20 protein-coding genes are annotated in these 18,333 nt (G+C 64.9%); 18 read left to right on the top strand and 2 right to left on the bottom strand.

Annotated elements, in window-relative coordinates:
• The first annotated feature begins 24 nt into the window (after positions 1-24).
• From DW297_RS09700 to DW297_RS09615, 18 genes are all read left to right on the top strand, one after another.
• On the top strand, positions 25-2,118 hold the full coding sequence (locus DW297_RS09700; protein WP_205828265.1) for a heavy metal translocating P-type ATPase: 2,094 nt from the start codon (positions 25-27) through the stop codon (positions 2,116-2,118).
• Positions 2,119-2,169: 51 nt separating this feature from the next.
• Entirely contained in the window at positions 2,170-2,631 is a 462-nt protein-coding gene (locus DW297_RS09695; RefSeq protein ID WP_136031781.1) for a DUF6153 family protein, read from the top strand.
• An 85-nt stretch (positions 2,632-2,716) separates the two neighbouring features.
• Positions 2,717-3,316 carry a DUF305 domain-containing protein gene (locus DW297_RS09690; RefSeq protein ID WP_029259139.1) on the top strand — a complete coding sequence of 200 codons (600 nt, stop codon included), beginning with the start codon at positions 2,717-2,719 and terminating at the stop codon, positions 3,314-3,316.
• A 60-nt stretch (positions 3,317-3,376) separates the two neighbouring features.
• Positions 3,377-4,243, top strand: a complete 867-nt coding sequence (locus DW297_RS09685; RefSeq protein WP_045278977.1) for a F510_1955 family glycosylhydrolase — start codon at positions 3,377-3,379, stop codon at positions 4,241-4,243.
• A gap of 210 nt (positions 4,244-4,453) precedes the next feature.
• A complete protein-coding gene (locus DW297_RS18920; protein ID WP_168442832.1) occupies positions 4,454-4,789 on the top strand; it encodes a hypothetical protein in 336 nt (111 codons plus the stop codon).
• A 66-nt stretch (positions 4,790-4,855) separates the two neighbouring features.
• The gene (locus tag DW297_RS09675; RefSeq protein ID WP_136031778.1) at positions 4,856-5,329 is read left to right on the top strand and encodes a hypothetical protein; all 474 of its coding nucleotides are present in this window, start codon (positions 4,856-4,858) and stop codon (positions 5,327-5,329) included.
• A gap of 71 nt (positions 5,330-5,400) precedes the next feature.
• Positions 5,401-6,066 (top strand): DsbA family protein, encoded by a 666-nt coding sequence (locus DW297_RS09670; RefSeq protein ID WP_136031776.1) that lies wholly within the window; start codon positions 5,401-5,403, stop codon positions 6,064-6,066.
• The gene (locus tag DW297_RS09665) at positions 6,063-7,052 is read left to right on the top strand and encodes an NAD(P)-binding domain-containing protein (RefSeq protein ID WP_342589026.1); all 990 of its coding nucleotides are present in this window, start codon (positions 6,063-6,065) and stop codon (positions 7,050-7,052) included. Before DW297_RS09670 ends, DW297_RS09665 begins: the two co-directional genes overlap by 4 nt.
• A 9-nt stretch (positions 7,053-7,061) precedes the next feature.
• On the top strand, positions 7,062-7,976 hold the full coding sequence (locus DW297_RS09660) for a cation diffusion facilitator family transporter (RefSeq protein ID WP_029259133.1): 915 nt from the start codon (positions 7,062-7,064) through the stop codon (positions 7,974-7,976).
• Positions 7,969-8,637, top strand: a complete 669-nt coding sequence (locus DW297_RS09655) for a copper resistance CopC family protein (RefSeq protein WP_136031774.1) — start codon at positions 7,969-7,971, stop codon at positions 8,635-8,637. The genes DW297_RS09660 and DW297_RS09655 overlap by 8 nt, the downstream gene beginning before the upstream one ends.
• 22 nt (positions 8,638-8,659) lie before the next feature.
• Positions 8,660-9,169 (top strand): signal peptidase II, encoded by a 510-nt coding sequence (gene lspA, locus DW297_RS09650; RefSeq protein ID WP_240744577.1) that lies wholly within the window; start codon positions 8,660-8,662, stop codon positions 9,167-9,169.
• Complete coding sequence (locus tag DW297_RS09645) at positions 9,166-9,501, top strand: DUF6804 family protein (RefSeq protein WP_136031769.1); 336 nt, start codon at positions 9,166-9,168, stop codon at positions 9,499-9,501. Before lspA ends, DW297_RS09645 begins: the two co-directional genes overlap by 4 nt.
• A gap of 25 nt (positions 9,502-9,526) precedes the next feature.
• Positions 9,527-10,477: a cytochrome c oxidase assembly protein gene (locus DW297_RS09640; RefSeq protein WP_136031766.1), complete on the top strand. Its 951-nt coding sequence runs from the start codon at positions 9,527-9,529 to the stop codon at positions 10,475-10,477.
• Positions 10,461-12,065, top strand: coding sequence for an apolipoprotein N-acyltransferase (gene lnt, locus DW297_RS09635; RefSeq protein ID WP_205814446.1), 1,605 nt, complete (start codon positions 10,461-10,463; stop codon positions 12,063-12,065). Before DW297_RS09640 ends, lnt begins: the two co-directional genes overlap by 17 nt.
• A complete protein-coding gene (locus DW297_RS09630) occupies positions 12,050-12,565 on the top strand; it encodes a DUF3515 family protein (protein ID WP_136031764.1) in 516 nt (171 codons plus the stop codon). The genes lnt and DW297_RS09630 overlap by 16 nt, the downstream gene beginning before the upstream one ends.
• Positions 12,562-14,460: a cytochrome c oxidase assembly protein gene (locus tag DW297_RS09625; RefSeq protein ID WP_168442834.1), complete on the top strand. Its 1,899-nt coding sequence runs from the start codon at positions 12,562-12,564 to the stop codon at positions 14,458-14,460. The genes DW297_RS09630 and DW297_RS09625 overlap by 4 nt, the downstream gene beginning before the upstream one ends.
• A gap of 62 nt (positions 14,461-14,522) precedes the next feature.
• On the top strand, positions 14,523-15,140 hold the full coding sequence (locus tag DW297_RS09620; RefSeq protein ID WP_168442833.1) for a copper resistance CopC family protein: 618 nt from the start codon (positions 14,523-14,525) through the stop codon (positions 15,138-15,140).
• 193 nt (positions 15,141-15,333) lie between these two features.
• A complete protein-coding gene (locus DW297_RS09615) occupies positions 15,334-16,692 on the top strand; it encodes a M23 family metallopeptidase (protein ID WP_127481845.1) in 1,359 nt (452 codons plus the stop codon).
• 97 nt (positions 16,693-16,789) lie between these two features.
• Here DW297_RS09615 and DW297_RS09610 read toward each other — a convergent pair whose 3' ends face one another.
• Both DW297_RS09610 and DW297_RS09605 read right to left on the bottom strand, forming a co-directional pair.
• A complete protein-coding gene (locus DW297_RS09610; RefSeq protein WP_029259124.1) occupies positions 16,790-17,551 on the bottom strand; it encodes a cytochrome c biogenesis CcdA family protein in 762 nt (253 codons plus the stop codon).
• The gene (locus tag DW297_RS09605) at positions 17,548-18,117 is read right to left on the bottom strand and encodes a TlpA family protein disulfide reductase (RefSeq protein WP_036271563.1); all 570 of its coding nucleotides are present in this window, start codon (positions 18,115-18,117) and stop codon (positions 17,548-17,550) included. The genes DW297_RS09610 and DW297_RS09605 overlap by 4 nt, the downstream gene beginning before the upstream one ends.
• Positions 18,118-18,333 lie beyond the last annotated feature (216 nt).

Raw genomic sequence — 18,333 nt, 5'->3', positions numbered from 1 at the left:
GGGCGCATCGAACAAGGAGTTCTGATGAGCCAGCACGACGAGCACACCCATCACATCGCACACGAGAATCCCGGCACCGCGCCGACGGCGCAGCATGACCACGCGGCGATGAGCCACGACCACGGCGCTCCTCAAGGTCACGCGGGCCACGGCGATCACGTGGGCCAGTTCCGGCGGTTGTTCTGGATCATGCTGGTCCTTGCGGTCCCGGTTGTCGGGTTCTCGGGGATGTTCTCGATGCTGCTCGGGTACCCGTTGCCGGAAGCCGCCTGGGTTGGGTGGGTGTCCCCGGTTCTCGGGACGGTCATGTACATCTGGGGTGGGGCCCCGTTCCTCACCGGCGCGGTGAGTGAACTTCGTGCCCGCAAGCCCGGAATGATGCTCCTGATCGCCCTCGCGATCACGGTCGCGTTCCTCGCATCCTGGGGCGCGAGCCTCGGCCTCCTCCATCATGAGCTGGACTTCTGGTGGGAGCTGGCGCTGCTGATCGTGATCATGCTGCTCGGCCACTGGATCGAGATGCGCTCCCTCGCACAGACCACCTCAGCACTGGATTCCCTCGCTGCACTGCTGCCCGACGAGGCGGAAAAGATCGAAGGCGACACGACCGTGACGGTCGCCCCGTCCGATCTGCTGGTGGGTGACGTGGTGGTGGTGCGCCCAGGCGGGCGGGTGCCCGCTGACGGGCGGATCGTGCAGGGCTCGGCCAGCATGGACGAGTCGATGATCACCGGCGAGTCCCGGCCCGTGCGCCGCAGCGACGGCGACCAGGTCATCGCCGGCACCGTCGCCACCGATTCCGGGGTGCGGGTCGAGATCACCGCGATCGGCGACGACACCGCTCTCGCGGGGATCCAAAAGCTGGTGACCGAAGCGCAGAATTCATCCTCGCGCGCGCAGCGGCTCGCAGACAAGGCCGCCGGGTGGCTGTTCTGGTTCGCGCTCGGCGCCGCCGCGATCACCGCCATCGTCTGGACGATCGTCGGCATGCCCGACGCCGCCGTGATCCGCACGATCACCGTGCTGGTGATCGCCTGCCCGCACGCGCTCGGTCTGGCGATCCCGCTCGTCGTGTCGATCGCCACCGAGCGTGCCGCTCGCGGAGGCGTGCTGATCAAGGACCGTCTCGCGCTGGAGAGCATGCGCACCGTCGACACCGTCCTGTTCGACAAGACCGGCACGCTCACCAAGGGCACCCCCGCCGTGACCGCGATCGACCCCGTCTCCGGGACCGACCCTGACCAGCTGCTGGCCTGGGCCGCGGCCGCGGAAGCAGACTCCGAACACCCCCTCGCCCGCGCGATCGTCAACGCGGCGAAAGAGAAGACCCTCACGGTCCCCTCGTCAGCCGATTTCGAATCGTCCCCGGCGGTCGGGGTCCGTGCACGTGTCGATGGGCGCGTGGTGCAGGTCGGTGGCCCGTACATGCTCGAGCAGGAACACGCCTCCGAGCTACCGGTCGCCGACGAGTGGCGCCGTGAGGGTGCGATCATCCTCCACGTGCTCGTCGACGGACAGGTCGCGGGTGCCCTGCGCTTGGCGGATGAGATCCGCTCGGAGTCGCGTCACGCCGTCGAGGCCCTCCACGAGCGTGGCGTGCAGGTGGTCATGATCACCGGTGACGCCGACGCGGTCGCAGCCTCCGTCGCGGGCGAGCTCGGCATCGACCGGTACTTCGCCGGGGTCCGACCCGAAGACAAGGCCTCGAAGGTGAAAGAGCTGCAAGGCGAAGGGCGCAAGGTCGCGATGGTCGGAGACGGTGTCAACGACGCCCCCGCGCTCGCGCAGGCCGACGTCGGCATCGCCATCGGCGCCGGGACGGATGTTGCGATCGCGTCCGCGGGCGTCATCCTCGCCAGCGACGACCCCCGGTCGGTGCTCTCGGTGATCGAACTGTCGCGGGCCAGCTACCGGAAGATGAAGCAGAACCTCTGGTGGGCCGCCGGCTACAACCTGCTCTCCGTCCCCCTCGCCGCCGGAGTGCTCGCCCCGATCGGGTTCGTGCTCCCGATGTCCGTGGGCGCGCTGCTGATGTCCCTGTCAACCATCGTCGTCGCGCTCAACGCGCAGCTGCTGCGCCGACTGGATCTGCGCCCGGACGCCGTGGCCGGTAAGTAGCGAGAAACAGTTAGGTCGACGGACGTAGGCTGGGGCGAACGGGAGGTGAGTATGTCGCTGATCAAGGTCGCACAACAGGTGCGCGGACCGCGCACGCTCACCCACACCGTCCTGGCCGTCCTCGCGATCGCCGTGGGCATTATCGCCGGCCTACTGGCGATGCACTCCTTCAACTCGCATGCGACGGCCGCCGGTCACCATGACACCGTCACCGTCAGCACTCAGGCCGAAGTATCCGCCCATCACCCCGACGCCTCCGCGACCGCCCTCGTGCCAGCCGCGCCGACACAGGAGGCGGGATGCGCGACGTGTGGGGCCGGAGATTCGATGACGTGGATGGCGTGCGTCCTCGCGCTCCTGGTGGCCACCATCCTTCTCAGGCGGATCGGGCTCGGCTGGCGGCACACCCTCTTGGTTGCGACCCGCGCGCCCGCGACAACACGCGGGCCCGCCCGCGCTCACGCCCTTCCCCCGCCTCCATCTCTCACGGTTCTCTGCATCAGTCGCACGTGATCACGCGCTAGCCCGCTCTGGCGGGCAACGCACCCTCGGGCACCGGCAGCCGCCGGGCCCCATCACTGACCCTTGGAGAACCCTCATGAAGATTCGACCCGCGGCGATCGCCGCACTCACCCTCACCGCACTGCTCGCCCTCGCCGGCTGCGCGGGAACCACCGGATCCGACAACGGCATGGAAGGCATGGACCACGGCGGCAGCTCGTCCGCGCCCGCAGAGACAGCAGATGCGAATGACGCCGACATCATGTTCGCCAGCATGATGAAGGAACACCACGCACAGGCCATCGAGATGTCCGACGTCCTCCTCAGCAAGGACGGCGTTGACGAGCGCGTCGTCTCTCTCGCCGAAGAAATCAAAGCCGCTCAGGAGCCCGAGATCCAGCAGATGGACCAGTGGCTCGAAGACTGGGGCGCGGAGATGGACAGCATGGAGGGCATGGATCACGGCAGCGGCATGATGTCCGAAGAGGACATGCAGGCCCTCGAAGATGCCGCCGGTCCCGATGCGGGGCGTCTGTTCCTCGAGCAGATGATCCAGCACCACGAGGGTGCCGTCGACATGGCGCAAGACGAAGTCGACAACGGTCAGAACAGCGACGCCGTCGCACTGGCCGAGACCATCATCGACACGCAAACGGAAGAGATCGCCACCATGAAGGAGATCCTCGCAACTCCGTGATCCACGGGTGGGGTGCGGGACTCCCGCACCCCACCCATAGATCTGTTTGCGGACACCATCATGCGAACCCTCAAGAACTTCACCCTGCCTACTTCCCGCCTGCGACGTCGCGGAGCACTCACGATCGCTACGACAATCGCGGCCAGCATCGTGCTCGCCGGGTGCACAGCACCTGCCGAGCCGACCACCGGACACGACCACGCCACCACCATCGAACACGTCCACGCGATCGTGCCTGACCCCTCAGGAGACGGCTACCTACTGGGCGCCCACGACGGGATCTACACGGCCACGCTTGACGGCGAAATTGGCGACCGCGTCCAGAACACCGACTTTGACGCGATGGGCCTCACCGCCATCGGGGATACCCTCATCGCGTCTGGACACCCCGGGCGAACGACTGCCCCCGAACTCGGTTCCCCCAACCTCGGAATCATCCGAAGCGACGACAGCGCCCGATCCTGGTCACCGGTCTCGCTCACCGGAGAGAAGGACTTCCACGCTCTCGCCGCCGGCCCGGACGAGAGCCTGTACGGGCTTGCGTCAGACTCCATCGAACTGCTCCGCAGCGACGACACCGGACAGACATGGTCGCCCGCCGGGGAAGTCGTCGCGGTCAACCTCGCCATCGACGCCGCAGGGCAACTGTTCGCCGCCACACCCGACGGGCTGCAAGTCAGCGCGGATGAGGGCGCCACGTTCACCACCGTGAACGATGCACCGCTGCTCTACCTCCTCGCCGCTTCACCCGATAGCAAGCGCCTCGTCGGTGTCGGCAACGGCGGACAGATCTGGGTCAGACCCGCATCAGGCGCGGAGTGGGTTCCCGCCGGCACAACCCACGGCTCCGCACAAGCGATCACCATCACGAACGGCGGCGACATCTTGGTCTTCGATCAGAGCGGACTCACTGCGCTGCCCCGCTAGGCCGCCCCGAACGGTCACAATCTTTCCCGGGTTCGGATCGCAGCAACGACTTGGGCTGAGGTAGCCGATCCCAGGGGTTACTTACACCAAAGTGCTCGTCCGAGTTTGGCGCTCCCATGCCTGCGTTGCGAGCTGCACGGCGTCCCATGGGGAGCCGAGCGGGGGCGTGCAGGAGAGGTCGAGGTCACTCATCGTTGCGACGGTCTTGCCGTGGTGCAGAGCCGTGGCGTAGGTGTCGACGCGCTTGGAGATCTCCGCACCGCGGGTGCCGACGAGCTGCGCGCCGAGCAGCAGACCCCTTTTGTTCCCCTGTGCGCGTGCGGTCGGGTGGCGTTGTCCCTGTACTTGCTGCATGGCGGCCTCATCGCGCTCTGGAGTAACGCGTATGGCCGCTCTGCAGAGAACTTCTACTTGGGCTGGCTGGTGATCGTTCCGGGCATGATCGTGGTGGGTTGGCTGTGGTGGCGCTTCGCCGGAACTGGCCCAGTTGAATGGGCGATGGGCTGGCTCAGCGGACGTCCCAAGACTTCCTCGTTTCGCCGGTAGAACCAGCGCGTGGCTCACGAGTTCGCAAGGAATCTTGATTGGTGGGGCTGGTAGCATCCTGAGGTCATGGTCGTCTACGGTCGCACTCGCAACTGCACCAGCCGCGCCGACGATTTCCTGATAACGAAGATCATTACAGCCCTCGGACTGGCGCTTCTTCTCGTTGTCGGAGCATGGCAGGGCGGCCACCGTGACGCGACGGATGCGACTCCGTATCTGAGCACGACATCTTCGTCGTCGCTAGGGACGCCTTCTGTCGGCCATGTCTCGGCGGTTACGGGTGAAAGCGATGTCGGCGCGACCGCCGAACAGGTCGTGACCGGGGACACAGCAAACGACATCATGATCGGTGTTGCCGGGTGCCTCTTGGGTATCATCTGCTGCTTCTTGGTGCTCATCGTCACGCGGACCTTCCGCCGTCACGTCCCCTCTTCTCGTATTCGCGAACGTTTGCCGCGCGCACCATCACTGGCGGCCATGACGGGGTGCCTGTTCGCGTTGCCTCCTTCTCTCACACAGCTTTCTCTGTCGCGGACCTGACCCTGGCGGCGCCATCTTTTCGATGGCGCTCCACTGGTCGTCCTCGTTCGTTGTGTGTGTTTGGAGTGTCTATGAAATCTTCCGTGAAAGCGGTACTTGTCACCGTGGCTTTTGCCGTGGTGTTGCTGGTCGTCGCGCTGGTCTTCGTCCTGATCAATCAGAATCAAGCTGCCGCACCCGAGACGGGGACCGCTGATGGTCCACAGGTCGTCCGTGAGAACTCGCATGTCCTCGATGACGGAGGGGAAGGGGCGGTGACGGTTGTCGAGTTCCTCGATTTCGAGTGCGAGGCGTGCGGTGCTTTCTATCCCCTCGTCGAGGATCTCCGCGGCAAGTTCGATGGCGAGATCACTTACGTGATCCGCTACTTCCCGCTGCCGGGTCACCTCAACTCGAAGAACGCCGCGATCGCTGCCGAAGCCGCGGCGCAGCAGGGCCGCCTGGAAGACATGTATCACCGCCTGTTCGAGACGCAGCCTCAATGGGGTGAGGCTCAAGAGTCTCGTGCGGACCTGTTCCGGGGGTTTGCGGAGGAACTCGGATTGGACATGGCCGCGTTCGATGAGGCTGTCGCTGATCCTGCGACAGCAGAACGGGTTCAATTTGATCTCGACGAGGGTGAGCAGCTCGGTGTCAGCAGTACCCCCTCGTTCTTCATCGATGGGGAGCCTGTCGTACTGGAGACGTGGACCGATCTGGAGGACAGCATTGAAGCCGCGGTGAACGGTGCTGAATGATGGCGCATTCGCTATCGCACCGTCGCGTCATCATCGTTGGCGCCGGGCACTCCGGATTGGCGACAGCCGCCGCGCTCAGGTCCTCCGGGTTTGAGCCACAGAAAGACTTCGTGATCATCGATTCTGCACCCCCCGGTCGACGAAGCTGGGTCACGCGGCGGCAGTCGATGAAACTACGCAGTGCGGCACGCCACAGTGTCGTCCGCGGGTTCCCTTTCCCGGGCGATGAAGATCGTCATCCGAGTGCGGATGAGATGTCCGACTACCTGTCTTCGGTGGAGAAAGCCCCCGGTGTGAAAACCGTGTGGAGCACCCGAGCTCTTGGAGTCAACCGGTTGGGCGACGGATCCACGCTGCATCTGTCGACCTCTGCCGGGGAGGTGCAAACCCGAAATGTGGTCTGTGCAACGGGAGCTGCCGCCGTGCCGCGCATACCGGGGTGGCGCCAGGAACTGGCAGTACCCGGTGTTGTGTTGCATTCCAGCCAGTACCTCTACCCCGCGCAGGTACCCCCCGGCCCCGTGTTGGTTGTTGGCGGCGGATACAGCGGAGTGGAGATTGCTGAGGAACTCGCGTCCTCCCACGACGTCACCCTCTCCACTCGAGCGGCACCCTCACGAGTATCAGAGCGGCCCATCTGGTCAAGGCTGCGGCGTAAGGGTCCGATGTCCGAGGCACGCCCCCGCGTAGATTCGACAGACGTCACTCATGCCGCCGCCGTAACGGAGATTCGCGGAGACACCGTGATGTTCGCCGATGGGGCGTCCATGAAGCCGTATTCCGTGGTCCTTGCGACCGGATACAGGCCGGCAGACACATGGCTGCCAGATTCGGAGCCGCCCGGGCAGCCATTGCACGTCAGTGCACGCATCCCCGGACTGTTCACTGTTGGCATGCCGCGATACTCCCGCGCGGACGCTGACACCCTCGCTGGGGCGAGTCGCGATGCGGCGACCGTCGCCCGGCTCATCGTTGGACGGCCGTAAAGGAGCACCATGACAGAAACAGGGCACAGTCACGGTATTGGTGACGCCACTCCCCGCAATCGCCTGGTCATCGCGTTCGCGATCACCTCCTCGGTCTTCATCGTCGAAGTGATCGGCGCGATCATCACAGGTAGCCTCGCACTGCTCGTTGATGCTGCACACATGCTCACCGATGTCATCGGGTTGGCGATGGCCGTCACCGCTGCGCATCTGATGAACCGTCCCCCGACTCCCAAATACACCTTCGGTCTTCAACGCACGGAGGTGCTCGGTGCGCTCGCTCAAGCAGCTCTGCTGCTCGGAGTGGGCATCTTCGCGCTCGTGGAAGGCGTACGGCGGCTGTTCGAGCCCCCTGAGATCGCTTCGGGAAGTCTGCTGTTCTTCGGCATCGTCGGTCTCGTCGCCAACATCGCCTCCATGCTCGTATTGTTCAGCGGCCGCGGACGCAATCTCAACATGCGCGCCGCGTTCCTCGAGGTCGTCAATGATGCCCTCGGTTCCGTCGGCGTCATCGCCAGCGCCATCCTCATCGCCGTTTTCGGTTGGTATCAGGCGGACGCCGTCGCGGGCGTCTTGATCGCGCTGCTCATCATTCCCCGCACCCTCATCCTGTTGCGAGCATCCGGCCGGGTGTTGATGGAGTCCACACCCGCCGGCCTCGACCTCGAGGACGTCCGCCGCCACATCCTTGCCCTTCCGCACGTGGTCGCTGTGCACGACCTCCACGCGACCCAGGTCTCGACCGACCTCCCCACGCTCACCGCCCACGTCGTGGTCGATGACACCGTCACGATGGAAGCTTCCGCCGCACTGCTGACATCACTTCAGCAATGCGTCAGCGAACATTTCGCCGTGAGCATCGAACACTCCACCTTCCAGATCGAACCCGAATCCCACCCCGGAGAGCACGACACCCATGCATAAACGCCTCTCGGCACGCACCACTGCCGTCCTCACCACCCTGTTGTTGTCGGCATCCGTCGTACTTGGGACTGCATCTCCGGCCGCCGCTCATGACGACTTCGTTTCGTCGTACCCCACCGCCGACTCGACCATCAACGGCTCCCCCGACGAGATCTCTCTGATGTTCACCGGGACCCTCACCGGTGGTGACGACGCAACGGTCGTCGAGGTTATCGATGACAGCGGAGCAAACGTCGCCGTCGACCCGCCAACGGTGAGCGGTGACTCGATCACCCAACATCTCTCCCCCGACGCCGCAACCGGCATCTTCACCGTCCGCTGGAAGACCGTCTCCGCCGACGGACACCCGATCAGCGGAGAGTATGTGTACACCGTCACGCCCGCGACGGACACGGAACCCAGCACTGCGACCACAAGCCCCACCCCTGAAACCTCCCCAACCGAGGAGCCGGAACCGGCCCGACCCGCGCAAACATACGGTGGCACGGCATCCGGCGGCGGTGCTTTCGAACTGCTACCCCTGTTCTTCCTCTCGGGTCTGGCACTGATTCTGGGGATCGGCGTCGTGGGAGTAGTTATGGCCGGGCGCCGGCGTCACCAGCGCGACCGCGCACAGGCCGCCAAGGATGCCGCAGCTACGGAGAAAGACGCCGATGCGTGATCGAGTCCGCCGGTCGGCCGTGATGCTCATCGTCGCCGCCATCGTCATCCTGATCGATCAAGGCACCAAGACTCTTGCTCTGAACACGTTGCGGCAAGATGCGCGTATACCGCTGATCGGTGACTGGCTCGGTCTTCAACTGGCCTTCAACCCCGGGGCGATCTTCTCGCTCGGGGAAGGCTCCACATGGGTCATCACCGTCATCGGGGTCGCTGTCACCGCAGTCCTCATCGGTGCCGCCACCCGAGCCCGGAACGTGTGGTCGGCGGTTGGTTTCGGTTTCATCGTGGGCGGTGCGATCGGAAACCTCATCGACCGCTTATTCTCGCCGCCCGCGTTCGGGATCGGGCACGTCACCGACTTCCTCGCCTACGGAAACCTGTTCATCGGCAACCTCGCCGATGTCGCTCTCGGCATCGGTGCCGTATTCCTCATCGTCGCGGGTCTGCGCACAAGCCGTCGCCGGCCAGACCCCGATCCCGATCCCGATCCCGTCGACCCTGTACCCGCCGAAGAAACGGTTCACCCATGAGTCCCAAAGAACGCGTCCCCTCCACTTACCAGCGGAACGCCCTCGCCCCCAGCCTCGTCGCCGCCGCGATCCTGTTCCTTGCCCCGGCGCTCTTCCAGGCGAATTGGGCACCCCTCGTCCTCTCCATCGCCTCAATTTTCGGGCTGATCGTCGCGTGGTTTGCGCTGCAGGCACGCCACTGGTGGTGGATCCCGGTCTTCCTCGCGATCGCCGTGCTCTGGAATCCGGTGATGCCATTCCCCTTCTCCGGAGTTGTGTGGACCACAGCACAGCCCATCGCGGCCGTGGTGTTCCTGGCAGCGGGGGCGACGATCAAGGTGATCCGGAAGTGAGCGGCGAGAGCTTCGTGTCACGACCATGCGCGTGAGCAACGAGATCCCCAGCAGTCCCCCGTCTCTGCAGACATTCCTCGCACCGGCCGACATTCCGCTTCCGGTGCTACCCATCGTCGCGGGGATCCTCGCTGCGCTGTATCTCGTCGGAGCGATCCGATTGTGGACGCACGGGCGTCGTTGGCCCGTGTGGCGGACGGTCAGCTTCCTGCTCGGGTGCATTCTCCTCGCGGCGGTCACCGGTCTGGGCGTTGAAACCTACGGCCAGGCGCTGGTGTCCGTTTTCATGTTCCAGCAGCTCACTCTGATGATGATGGTGCCGCCGCTACTGGTCCTCGGCTCACCCGGAACCCTTCTTCTGCGAGCAACACCGCATCACGGAGCGGGACGGGTAGTCCTCACAGCAGCCCACAGTGCTCTTCGAAGCCCGGCCGCGAGATGGGTACTCAGCCCGTGGGCCGCTGTCCCGCTCTACCTGTTCGCGTTCTACGGCATCTACCTTGCGGGTGCTGCCGATGTCATCCTCACCGCGCCCGGAGGTCACGTCGCGCTCGAGGTCGGATTCCTCCTCGCCGGCATGCTGTTCACCATCCCCATCTTGTCCTCCGATCCTCTGCCGGTCAGGTTGGGTCATGGTGCGCGTGCACTGGACGTGTTTGCTGAAGCCGCGCTGCACGCGTTCTTCGGGGTGTTCCTCATGATGGCCAGTACGATCCTGGTCGGCTCATTCGTCGCCCCCACAGAGGCGCTGGGCATCGATCCCCTCGCCGACCAGCAGCTAGCCGGCGCTCTGGCATGGTCCTACGGTGAAGCCCCGACCGTGCTGATGCTGATCTACGTGATGCATCGTTGGTTCCGCAGCGACACCGCTCGTGCTGCCGCGGACGACCGGTACGCCGACGTGCACGGGAACACCGACCTCGACACGTACAACGCCTACCTCAAAAAACTGAGCTCTCATGACCGTGACCGCTGACCCGTTAGTGAGAAACGCCCTCTCCGGCCGAACAAGGCGCGGCAACCCCAGAAAGCACAACGCGCGCCTGCCAGCCGCGGTGCCCTTCCCCGTAGCGATTGTCGCGTCCGCCATCGCAGGAGGAATGCTGGATCTTGCCTACCCCGCATACGGGTGGTGGCCTGCAACGTTCGTGAGCGTAACCATCGGGCTGTGGACGCTCCGCGGACGTTCTCTCCCCAGGGCGTTCCTGATCTCCCTCGTCTACGGCGCGGCCTTCTACTTCACCCACTTGGTATGGGTGTCACGGTTTCTGGGCCCCATCCCGTGGGTCGCGCTGGCTGGCTTGGAATCCCTGCTGTTCGGTGCCGGCGGCGCGCTGATCGCACTCGCCTATCGTGTCGCCACCACCCGGGCGCGACACGGGTATCGCGCGATCACTCCCGTGCTCGTCGCCGGGGTGTGGGTGCTGCGAGAAACGCTGATGGGGAGTACGCCGTACACCGGTTTCCCGTGGGCGCGCGTCGGTTTCAGCCTCGCCGAGAGCCCGCTCGCGGAGGCCGCTTCATGGGTGGGGACCACCGGGCTGTCCTTCCTGACGGTTCTCGTCTGCGCGAGCGTCGTGGAGGCCCTCATCCTCCGCCGATGGGAGCCAGCAGCAGCAGCGGCGGTCATCGTCGTTGCCGCGACAGTCGTCCCTCTGTTCCCCACCGAGCAAGCGGGAATGATGCGCGTCGGATGGGTGCAGGGCAACGGCCCTAGCGGCTACTTCGACACCAGGACAACAGGTGACATCATGCGCGCGCAGGAAGAAGCGACCGCTCCTCTTCTGGACCGTGAGATGGACCTTCTCGTCTGGCCAGAAGGGGCCGTTGACGCAGATCCCCTGCGCGATGTCGCCGTCGCAGGCCGCCTTGATCGACTCGTGCAGGGTGCTGGTGCTCCGGCACTGGTGAATGCGGCGACCACTCGTGGAGCCGATACGTTCAACACCTCGATGCTGTGGACCAGCGCCGGGCCGCAGCAGCTCCACGACAAGGCCAACCCCGTCCCTTTCGGCGAATACGTTCCGGACCGTTGGTTTTACGAAGCGATCGCCCCCGACCTCATCGGATTGATACAACGCGAGTACACGCCCGGCTCCAACACACCCCTCGTGAACGTTGGCGATGTGCCCATCGGTCTGGCGATCTGTTTCGACGTCATCTACGACGACGTCATCCACCAAAGCGCGGCCTCTGGCGCGCAGATGTTCGTGTTTCAAACCAACAACGCGGACTTCAGAGGCACCGACGAGAACCTCCAACAGCTGGCCATCGCCCGCATGCGCGCGATCGAAACAGGGAGAACTGCCGTGAACGTCTCCACCACCGGGACCAGTCAAGTCATCGGCCGCGACGGGCAGGTGTTGGCTCAGGTTGCGGTGGACACGACCGCGGCGAAGATCACCGAGGTCCCTCTCCGCACCGGCACGACCCTCGCCGTCGTGCTGATGCCGTGGCTCGACTGGACACTCAGTATCGGAACCGTACTAGCGCTGCTCATCATGTCGATCCGACAGCGGCCGGCGGATGCTGACGCCCAAGAAGACGGATGGATGAAGTTGTGAAGCTCAAGATTCTGACCTCTGTCGCGGCACTGTGCGCACTGCTTCTACTCAGCAGCTGCGCACCCACCGTCCACCTCGAGCCCGCAGCAAACGCGAATGACCCGCTGTGCGCAGAGGTCACCGTGCGACTACCGGACTCGATTGGCGACCAGGCTCGCGTGTGGACGGACGCTCAGGCCACCGCAGCATGGGGCACCCCCAGTAGCGTGCTCCTCACCTGCGGGTTGGAACCCCCGGCCCCCACCACGCTGCAATGTGTCAGCTTGGGGGGCGTCGACTGGATCGTCGACGAGGAGGAGACCCCGAATCTGCGGCTCACAACCTACGGCCGGGAGCCGGCTGCCCAGGTGTACGTAGACACGACCACCCTGTCGGCGGACGCGGTTCTTGAATCTCTCGCCGGGGCGATCCAGCAGCTCCCCAAGACCGGTGAATGCACGGCACCTGTGACGGAAGACCCGGACGCTCCTGGCAGTGGGACGGGAGATACCACTCCATGAATCCCGTCGTTCTCCGGATCGTTGGACCAACGATTCTCGTTGTCGCCGCACTCATCGCTGTGGTGGTCGGGCTCGCAATCGGTGGAGGAGCTGCACCGAGACTCACCAGTGACCCTGGAGCGCTCGTGCGATGGGGACTCCCAGCCGCGAAGCTGTTCGTCAATCTTTCCGGTGCGGCGATGCTCGGGCCCCTGGTGCTGGCGGTGTTCGCTCTCCCCTCGGGGGGGAAACCCTTCACCGTCGCGCTAAATATTGCCTCTGCCGGCGCCGCAACCCTCACCATCACCAGCGGGGTGGTGGCTTTTCTCACCTTCCTGTCCTCATTCAATCCGCAAGTGAGCTTGGGCGCCGAGTTCGGTGCGCAGCTCGGCCGCTTTCTCCTCGACACGGAGCTGGGACGATCATGGCTTATCACCGCGATCCTCGCCTCAGTCGTGACAGTCCTCGCATTCGCTGTGCGCAGCTATGGGGCGGTGCTGTTCACGACCGTGCTTGCGGTCATCAGCCTGATACCCATGGCCACCCAGGGCCATTCGGGTGAGCTCGCCAACCACGATCCCGCGGTCATGTCCCTCGTCCTGCATGTCATTTCAGCGGCAATATGGCTCGGGGGTCTCATCCTGCTCGTCGTCGTGCGACCGATTAGCTCTCCGCACGAACTCGAGAACCTGCTCCGCCGGTACTCGACGGTGGCGCTCATCGCGTTCCTCGGCGTCGCCATCTCGGGATACGCGCGGACGCTCACTGCCCTCGGACGGTGGGAGGACCTGGCCTCACCGTACGGCCTCATCCTCTGCACAAAGATCGGCGCGCTTCTGATCATGGGCATCCTGGGTGCCGCCTACCGCCGTCGACTCATCGCAAAGGCCAACGAGGGCCGTGGCGCCTTCTGGATGATCGTGAGCGTCGAACTCGGTTTCATGGGTATCGCGAGCGGGGCCGCCGCAGCTCTCGCCCGCACCGCCGCCCCCGCCGATACGGTCACACTCCCGCAGACCACCGCCGCGGAGATCCTCACCGACGCACCTGTCCCGGTCGCACTCACCCTGCAGAGATGGTTCACGGCGTGGAGCCCCGACCTCCTCTGGGTGCTCGTCGCGGGTTTCGGAATCTTCTTCTACCTCGTCGGCGTCCAACGCGCACGGCGCCGCGGGTATCCGTGGCCAGCCAGGCGGACGATCAGCTGGATTGCGGGGATGGGGGTGCTTCTGTGGACGACCAGTGGACCGCTCGCCGCCTACGACGACGCGCTCATCAGTCTGCGATTCCTCTCCTTCGCTCTCCTCAGTCTCGCAATCCCCCTGCTCCTTGTCTTCGCGGCGCCCGTCACCCTCGCAACCTTGGTCACCCATCCACGGGAGGATGGAAGCCGAGGACCGCGGGAATGGCTTCTCTGGGCCGCCCACAGCCCGCTGGCACGGTTTACTCTGCGCCCCGTCGTCGCGGCGTCTCTTTTCGCCACATCGCTGTGGTTGATCCACTACTCCGACCTGTTCCGATGGTCGCTCTACGACCAGCTCGGAGCGGAATGGATGATCAGCCAGCTCCTCGTCACCGGGTGCCTCTTCGCACGATCGATCGCCCTAGATGCGTCCACGACCCCCGAGGGGCGGTGGCGTTTCGCCTCACTCATTGCGCTCACGGGCGTGGCCGCCTTCTTCGGCATCGCCACGATCACCCGCGCCGACCTCATCGTCGCGGAGTGGTTTGGCGCCATGGGGCGGACATGGGGACCCACCCCCCTCCAGGACCAGGCCCTCGCCGGAGGCGCCACCTTGATGATCGCGGGAACGCTCGCAATCCTCACCGGCATCTCCGTCCTCCACACGAAAAGCAACAACCGACCTACCGGTAGCACCCCCGCGCCCGCCGTACGAAAGGACCCGCACCTGTGACCTCCACCCACCGCACTCGCTGGCTCGCCAGCACACTTCTAGCCCTCATCACACTGGGAATCGTGGCCGCACCTGCCCCCGCAGCTCTCGCGCACGACAACCTCCTGGACACGGTGCCCGGGGCAGACGAAACCGTCGCCCAACTTGACGACGTCGCTCTCACGTTCAGCGGGGAACTCATTGACTTCAGCCAGGCCAGCTTCGCCCAAGTGCAAGGGCCCGACGGCCTCTTCTATGAATCCAGCTGCTCCACCATCGACCGCAATATCCTCACCACCCCGGTCGCACTCGGAGAACCGGGCGTCTACACCGTGCTGTGGAACGCCGTCTCCAGCGACGGTCACCCCATATCCGAGAGCTTCACGTTCACGTACGCTCCCACCGGCATCGAGCCAGGGCTGGGATGGGACAAACCAGCATGCGGGAACGAACAATCACGGATCCAACCGGCAAAGGCGTCGCCCTCCGCCGCGCCAACCACCGAACCGCCAGCAGCGGACACCCCTGCCCCGGTGGTATCCGCAGGCGATAACGAGGTGGCTTCGATCGCGATCCCGCTCATCATCGCCGTTGCTGTCATAGGTGCCGCGGTGATCACCGCCACCGTTGTCGTACGGCAAGTAAAGAAGAAGAAACGCAACGGGTTGAGCGCCGACGCCCACACGGACCCGAAAGAGTGAGCTTCGTGTCAGAGCAGTCGAACTCAAGCCCGGTGCGTCAGATATGGGGCACAGATCAGAGATCACGGGCGAGTCGGCGCGACTTCGGCCCCCACGAACGGACGATAGACCAGACAGCGGGCAACGCGAGCATCGCCAATCTATGCGCCCCTGGCAGCAGAATCCACGAAGCCGAGCTCGAGGAGAGGGCACAGTGAACGGACGAAGCGTCTCCGCGGCTGCTACGGAGGCGGCTGAAGAATGCGGGTGTGCACCCACGCCCGCCGAACGCGACTCATTCTGGAAGCTGAGTATTACTCGACGTGGCGCTTTCGGACTCGGCGCCCTCGGCGTCGCTGCATTCGCTGCCTTCGGTATCGGCTCCGGCGTCTCAGCCGCGTACGCTGCGTCGTACCCGAGCTGGGACGATGTCCAACGCGCCAAGAACAACGAAGCTGCCAAGGCTGCCGAGATCACCCGGATCGAAGGGCTGATCCAGTCCTTGACGCAGAAGGTCGCTGAGACTCAGGCGGCCGCCGATACAGCCTCCGACGAGTTCTACGCAGCACAACAGGAATACTTCGCTGCGATCACGGAAGCCGAGAGCCTGCAGGCGCAGGCCGACGAACAATCAGCGATTGCCGAAACCTCTGCGCGAAGGGCCGGTCAAGTTGCGGCACAGCTGTACCGCAACGGTGGAGACGATTCAGCACTGCAACTGTTCTTCTCCGGTTCCGCGGCCAACGCCGATGAGCTCCTGTCCCGGCTGGGCACCATGGACAAGCTACTCGAGTACAACCGATCGGTCTACGATGACGCAATCTCGGCGCGCAACACCGCCCAATCGCTGACCGATCAGGCGAAGGTCGCCCGCGACGAACGGGACCGACTACAGCAGGTCGCAGAGCAGAAGATGATTGCCGCACAAGAAGCGGCCGACGCCGCGCAAGCCGCTCTCGACGAGCAAGCCGCGAACCTCGAGACGATGCAGGCGCAGCTCGCCGCGCTGAAAGACACCACCACGCAGACTGTCGCTGGCTACCAGGCGGGTGTAGCCGCACGCGAGGCCGAAGAGCGAGCCCGTCGCGAACGCGAAGCCGCCGAAGCCGCAGCCAACGGAGGCGGCAACGGTGGCGGCGGAGGCTCCGCCGGGAGCGGCGGTTGGGTTCGTCCCCACGGGGGCGGCCGGAGTTCAAGCTACGGCCCGCGGACCCCCATCTGCGGATCGCAGGGCTGCTCCTCGAGCTACCACTACGGCGCGGACATGGCCAACGGCTGCGGAGCGGCGATCTACGCCGCCAACTCCGGAACAGTGGACTACGCCGGCGCCAACGGCAACTACGGCAATTACGTCCGCATCCAACACGGCGGGGGCGTCAGCACCGGTTACGCCCACATCAAACCCGGTGGCATCGCCGTTGGCCGGGGGCAGTGGGTCAATTCCGGCCAGGTCATCGCCTACGCGGGTGACACCGGCCGATCCTTCGGGTGCCATCTGCATTTCGAGGTCTATATCAACGGTGGTTACACCAACCCCGTCCGATTCATGGAAGATCGCGGCGTCTACATCTAAGGCTCCGACACGGGATCACGAACTGGCGCCGTCGACATGAGCAGTTGGGTAGAGAGGACTGCTCCAGTCGGCACTCGCGACGTCCCTGCTAGGGATCTCAGAGAGGAAGGATGACGCTGCCCATCACCGCCGTCAGCCGCGACATGATGTCGGTCCACAGCCCCGTCACCATCAGGAGGCCGAGGACGATAAGCAGGATGCCGCCGCAGACGTTCACCACCCGGATGTGACGACGGAGAAACTCGACCGTCTTCGCCGCCCAACCGAACCCGAGTGCGACCAGCAGGAACGGGATGCCGAGGCCAAGCGAATACGCGAGGCCAAGGAAGCCGGCCCGGACAGGGTTGCCGGCGTTGAACGAAAGCGCGATGATCGCGGCAAGCGTCGGACCCATGCACGGCGCCCAGCCGATGCCGAGTGCTACTCCGAGGAGCGGAGCCCCGACGACCCCGGCCCGGGAGCCGACGTGGAAGCGGACCTCTCGCTGGGCGAAACTGAACAACCCGAGGAAGACGAGCCCCATCAGGATGACGACGACGCCGAGGATGCGTGTGACCAGGTCTCCCCAGCGTAGGAAGAACACGCCGGCCGTGCCGCCTAGCGCAGTGATGAGAACGAAGACGACACTGAAGCCGAGGATGAACAGAAGCACGCCGACCACGAGCTGACGGCGCTCAGGCGCGACTGCGTTCGTCGCGTCACCCTTCGAGCGCGGCGCGACCGCTCCGCCGAGGAAGCCGAGGTAGCCGGGGACCAGCGGGAGCACGCAGGGCGACAGGAACGACACGAGGCCGGCGAGCATCGCGATGGGGACTGCGAGCCAGAGCGCGCCGGACCCGATGATGATGTCGGTGTTCATGGTGTTTCTGCTAGAGCGTCTTTGACGAGCGTCGAGAGGATCGAGGTGCCGTCGATGGGTCCGATGATGCGGGCGGCGACACGGCCCTGTCTGTCGAGCACGAGAGTCGTCGGCGTCGCCTGGATCGGCACGGCCTCGGAGAATGCGAGTTTCGCCTCGGCCGTGGTCACGTCGATCAGGCTTGGGTAGGTGATGCCAAACTCGTCAGCGAAAGCCTGGGCAGTGTCGGCCTGATCGCGGGTGTTGATGCCGATGAAAGCTACATCCTCGCCGCCGTATTCCTGCCAGACGCTTTCGAGATCCTTCGCCTCGATGCGGCATGGCGCGCACCCGGCGTACCAGAAGTTCACCACCGTGACCTTGCCGGCGTTGTCCGCGCTGTCGAAATCATCACCAGTTTCAGTGGTACCGCTGAAGGCGACCGGTTCGCTCCGCTCGGTGATCGGGATCTCGACGATCGCGCCGTCGGCGGCCACATAGCCGGTGTTCTCACCCTTGAGGAAGGAATCGCTGACCGGATCCGGCGCACAACCGCTCAGACCGATCGCGAACACTGCGGCGAGCATGACTCCGACCGCACCACGAACGGTACGGAATTGCGAGTTTCGGGACACATTTCGCACTCTATGCAGATCACCTATGCCTCCGCCGAGCCCCAACTATGTCGCGATCTCGAGACCGCAATCCAAGCGCCGCTAGGACACTTTGAACGCCGCCGCTAGGCGCGTTTCGCGCTCCCATGCTTGTGTTGCGACCTGCACGGCATCCCAGGGGGAGCCGAG

The organism is Microbacterium sp. PF5 (genome assembly GCF_004794315.1).
GTDB classification, from domain to species: domain Bacteria; phylum Actinomycetota; class Actinomycetes; order Actinomycetales; family Microbacteriaceae; genus Microbacterium; species Microbacterium sufflavum.
The sequence above is the reverse complement of the archived record's forward strand: the minus strand, read 5'-3'. Positions and strand labels throughout refer to the sequence as shown.

Excerpts from the sequence above, each read along its gene's own strand:
- DW297_RS09690 (WP_029259139.1), top strand. The coding sequence starts at position 2,717 with ATGAAGATTCGACCCGCGGCGATCGCCGCACTCACCCTCACCGCACTG.
- DW297_RS09625 (WP_168442834.1), top strand. The coding sequence starts at position 12,562 with ATGAATCCCGTCGTTCTCCGGATCGTTGGACCAACGATTCTCGTTGTC.
- DW297_RS09665 (WP_342589026.1), top strand. The coding sequence starts at position 6,063 with ATGATGGCGCATTCGCTATCGCACCGTCGCGTCATCATCGTTGGCGCC.
- DW297_RS09610 (WP_029259124.1), bottom strand. The coding sequence starts at position 17,551 with ATGAACACCGACATCATCATCGGGTCCGGCGCGCTCTGGCTCGCAGTC.
- lnt (WP_205814446.1), top strand. The coding sequence starts at position 10,461 with ATGACCGTGACCGCTGACCCGTTAGTGAGAAACGCCCTCTCCGGCCGA.
- DW297_RS09660 (WP_029259133.1), top strand. The coding sequence starts at position 7,062 with ATGACAGAAACAGGGCACAGTCACGGTATTGGTGACGCCACTCCCCGC.
- DW297_RS09605 (WP_036271563.1), bottom strand. The coding sequence starts at position 18,117 with ATGCTCGCCGCAGTGTTCGCGATCGGTCTGAGCGGTTGTGCGCCGGAT.
- DW297_RS09700 (WP_205828265.1), top strand. The coding sequence starts at position 25 with ATGAGCCAGCACGACGAGCACACCCATCACATCGCACACGAGAATCCC.
- DW297_RS09655 (WP_136031774.1), top strand. The coding sequence starts at position 7,969 with ATGCATAAACGCCTCTCGGCACGCACCACTGCCGTCCTCACCACCCTG.
- lspA (WP_240744577.1), top strand. The coding sequence starts at position 8,660 with ATGCTCATCGTCGCCGCCATCGTCATCCTGATCGATCAAGGCACCAAG.
- DW297_RS09695 (WP_136031781.1), top strand. The coding sequence starts at position 2,170 with ATGTCGCTGATCAAGGTCGCACAACAGGTGCGCGGACCGCGCACGCTC.
- DW297_RS09685 (WP_045278977.1), top strand. The coding sequence starts at position 3,377 with ATGCGAACCCTCAAGAACTTCACCCTGCCTACTTCCCGCCTGCGACGT.
- DW297_RS09630 (WP_136031764.1), top strand. The coding sequence starts at position 12,050 with ATGGATGAAGTTGTGAAGCTCAAGATTCTGACCTCTGTCGCGGCACTG.
- DW297_RS09675 (WP_136031778.1), top strand. The coding sequence starts at position 4,856 with ATGGTCGTCTACGGTCGCACTCGCAACTGCACCAGCCGCGCCGACGAT.
- DW297_RS09640 (WP_136031766.1), top strand. The coding sequence starts at position 9,527 with ATGCGCGTGAGCAACGAGATCCCCAGCAGTCCCCCGTCTCTGCAGACA.
- DW297_RS09670 (WP_136031776.1), top strand. The coding sequence starts at position 5,401 with ATGAAATCTTCCGTGAAAGCGGTACTTGTCACCGTGGCTTTTGCCGTG.
- DW297_RS09645 (WP_136031769.1), top strand. The coding sequence starts at position 9,166 with ATGAGTCCCAAAGAACGCGTCCCCTCCACTTACCAGCGGAACGCCCTC.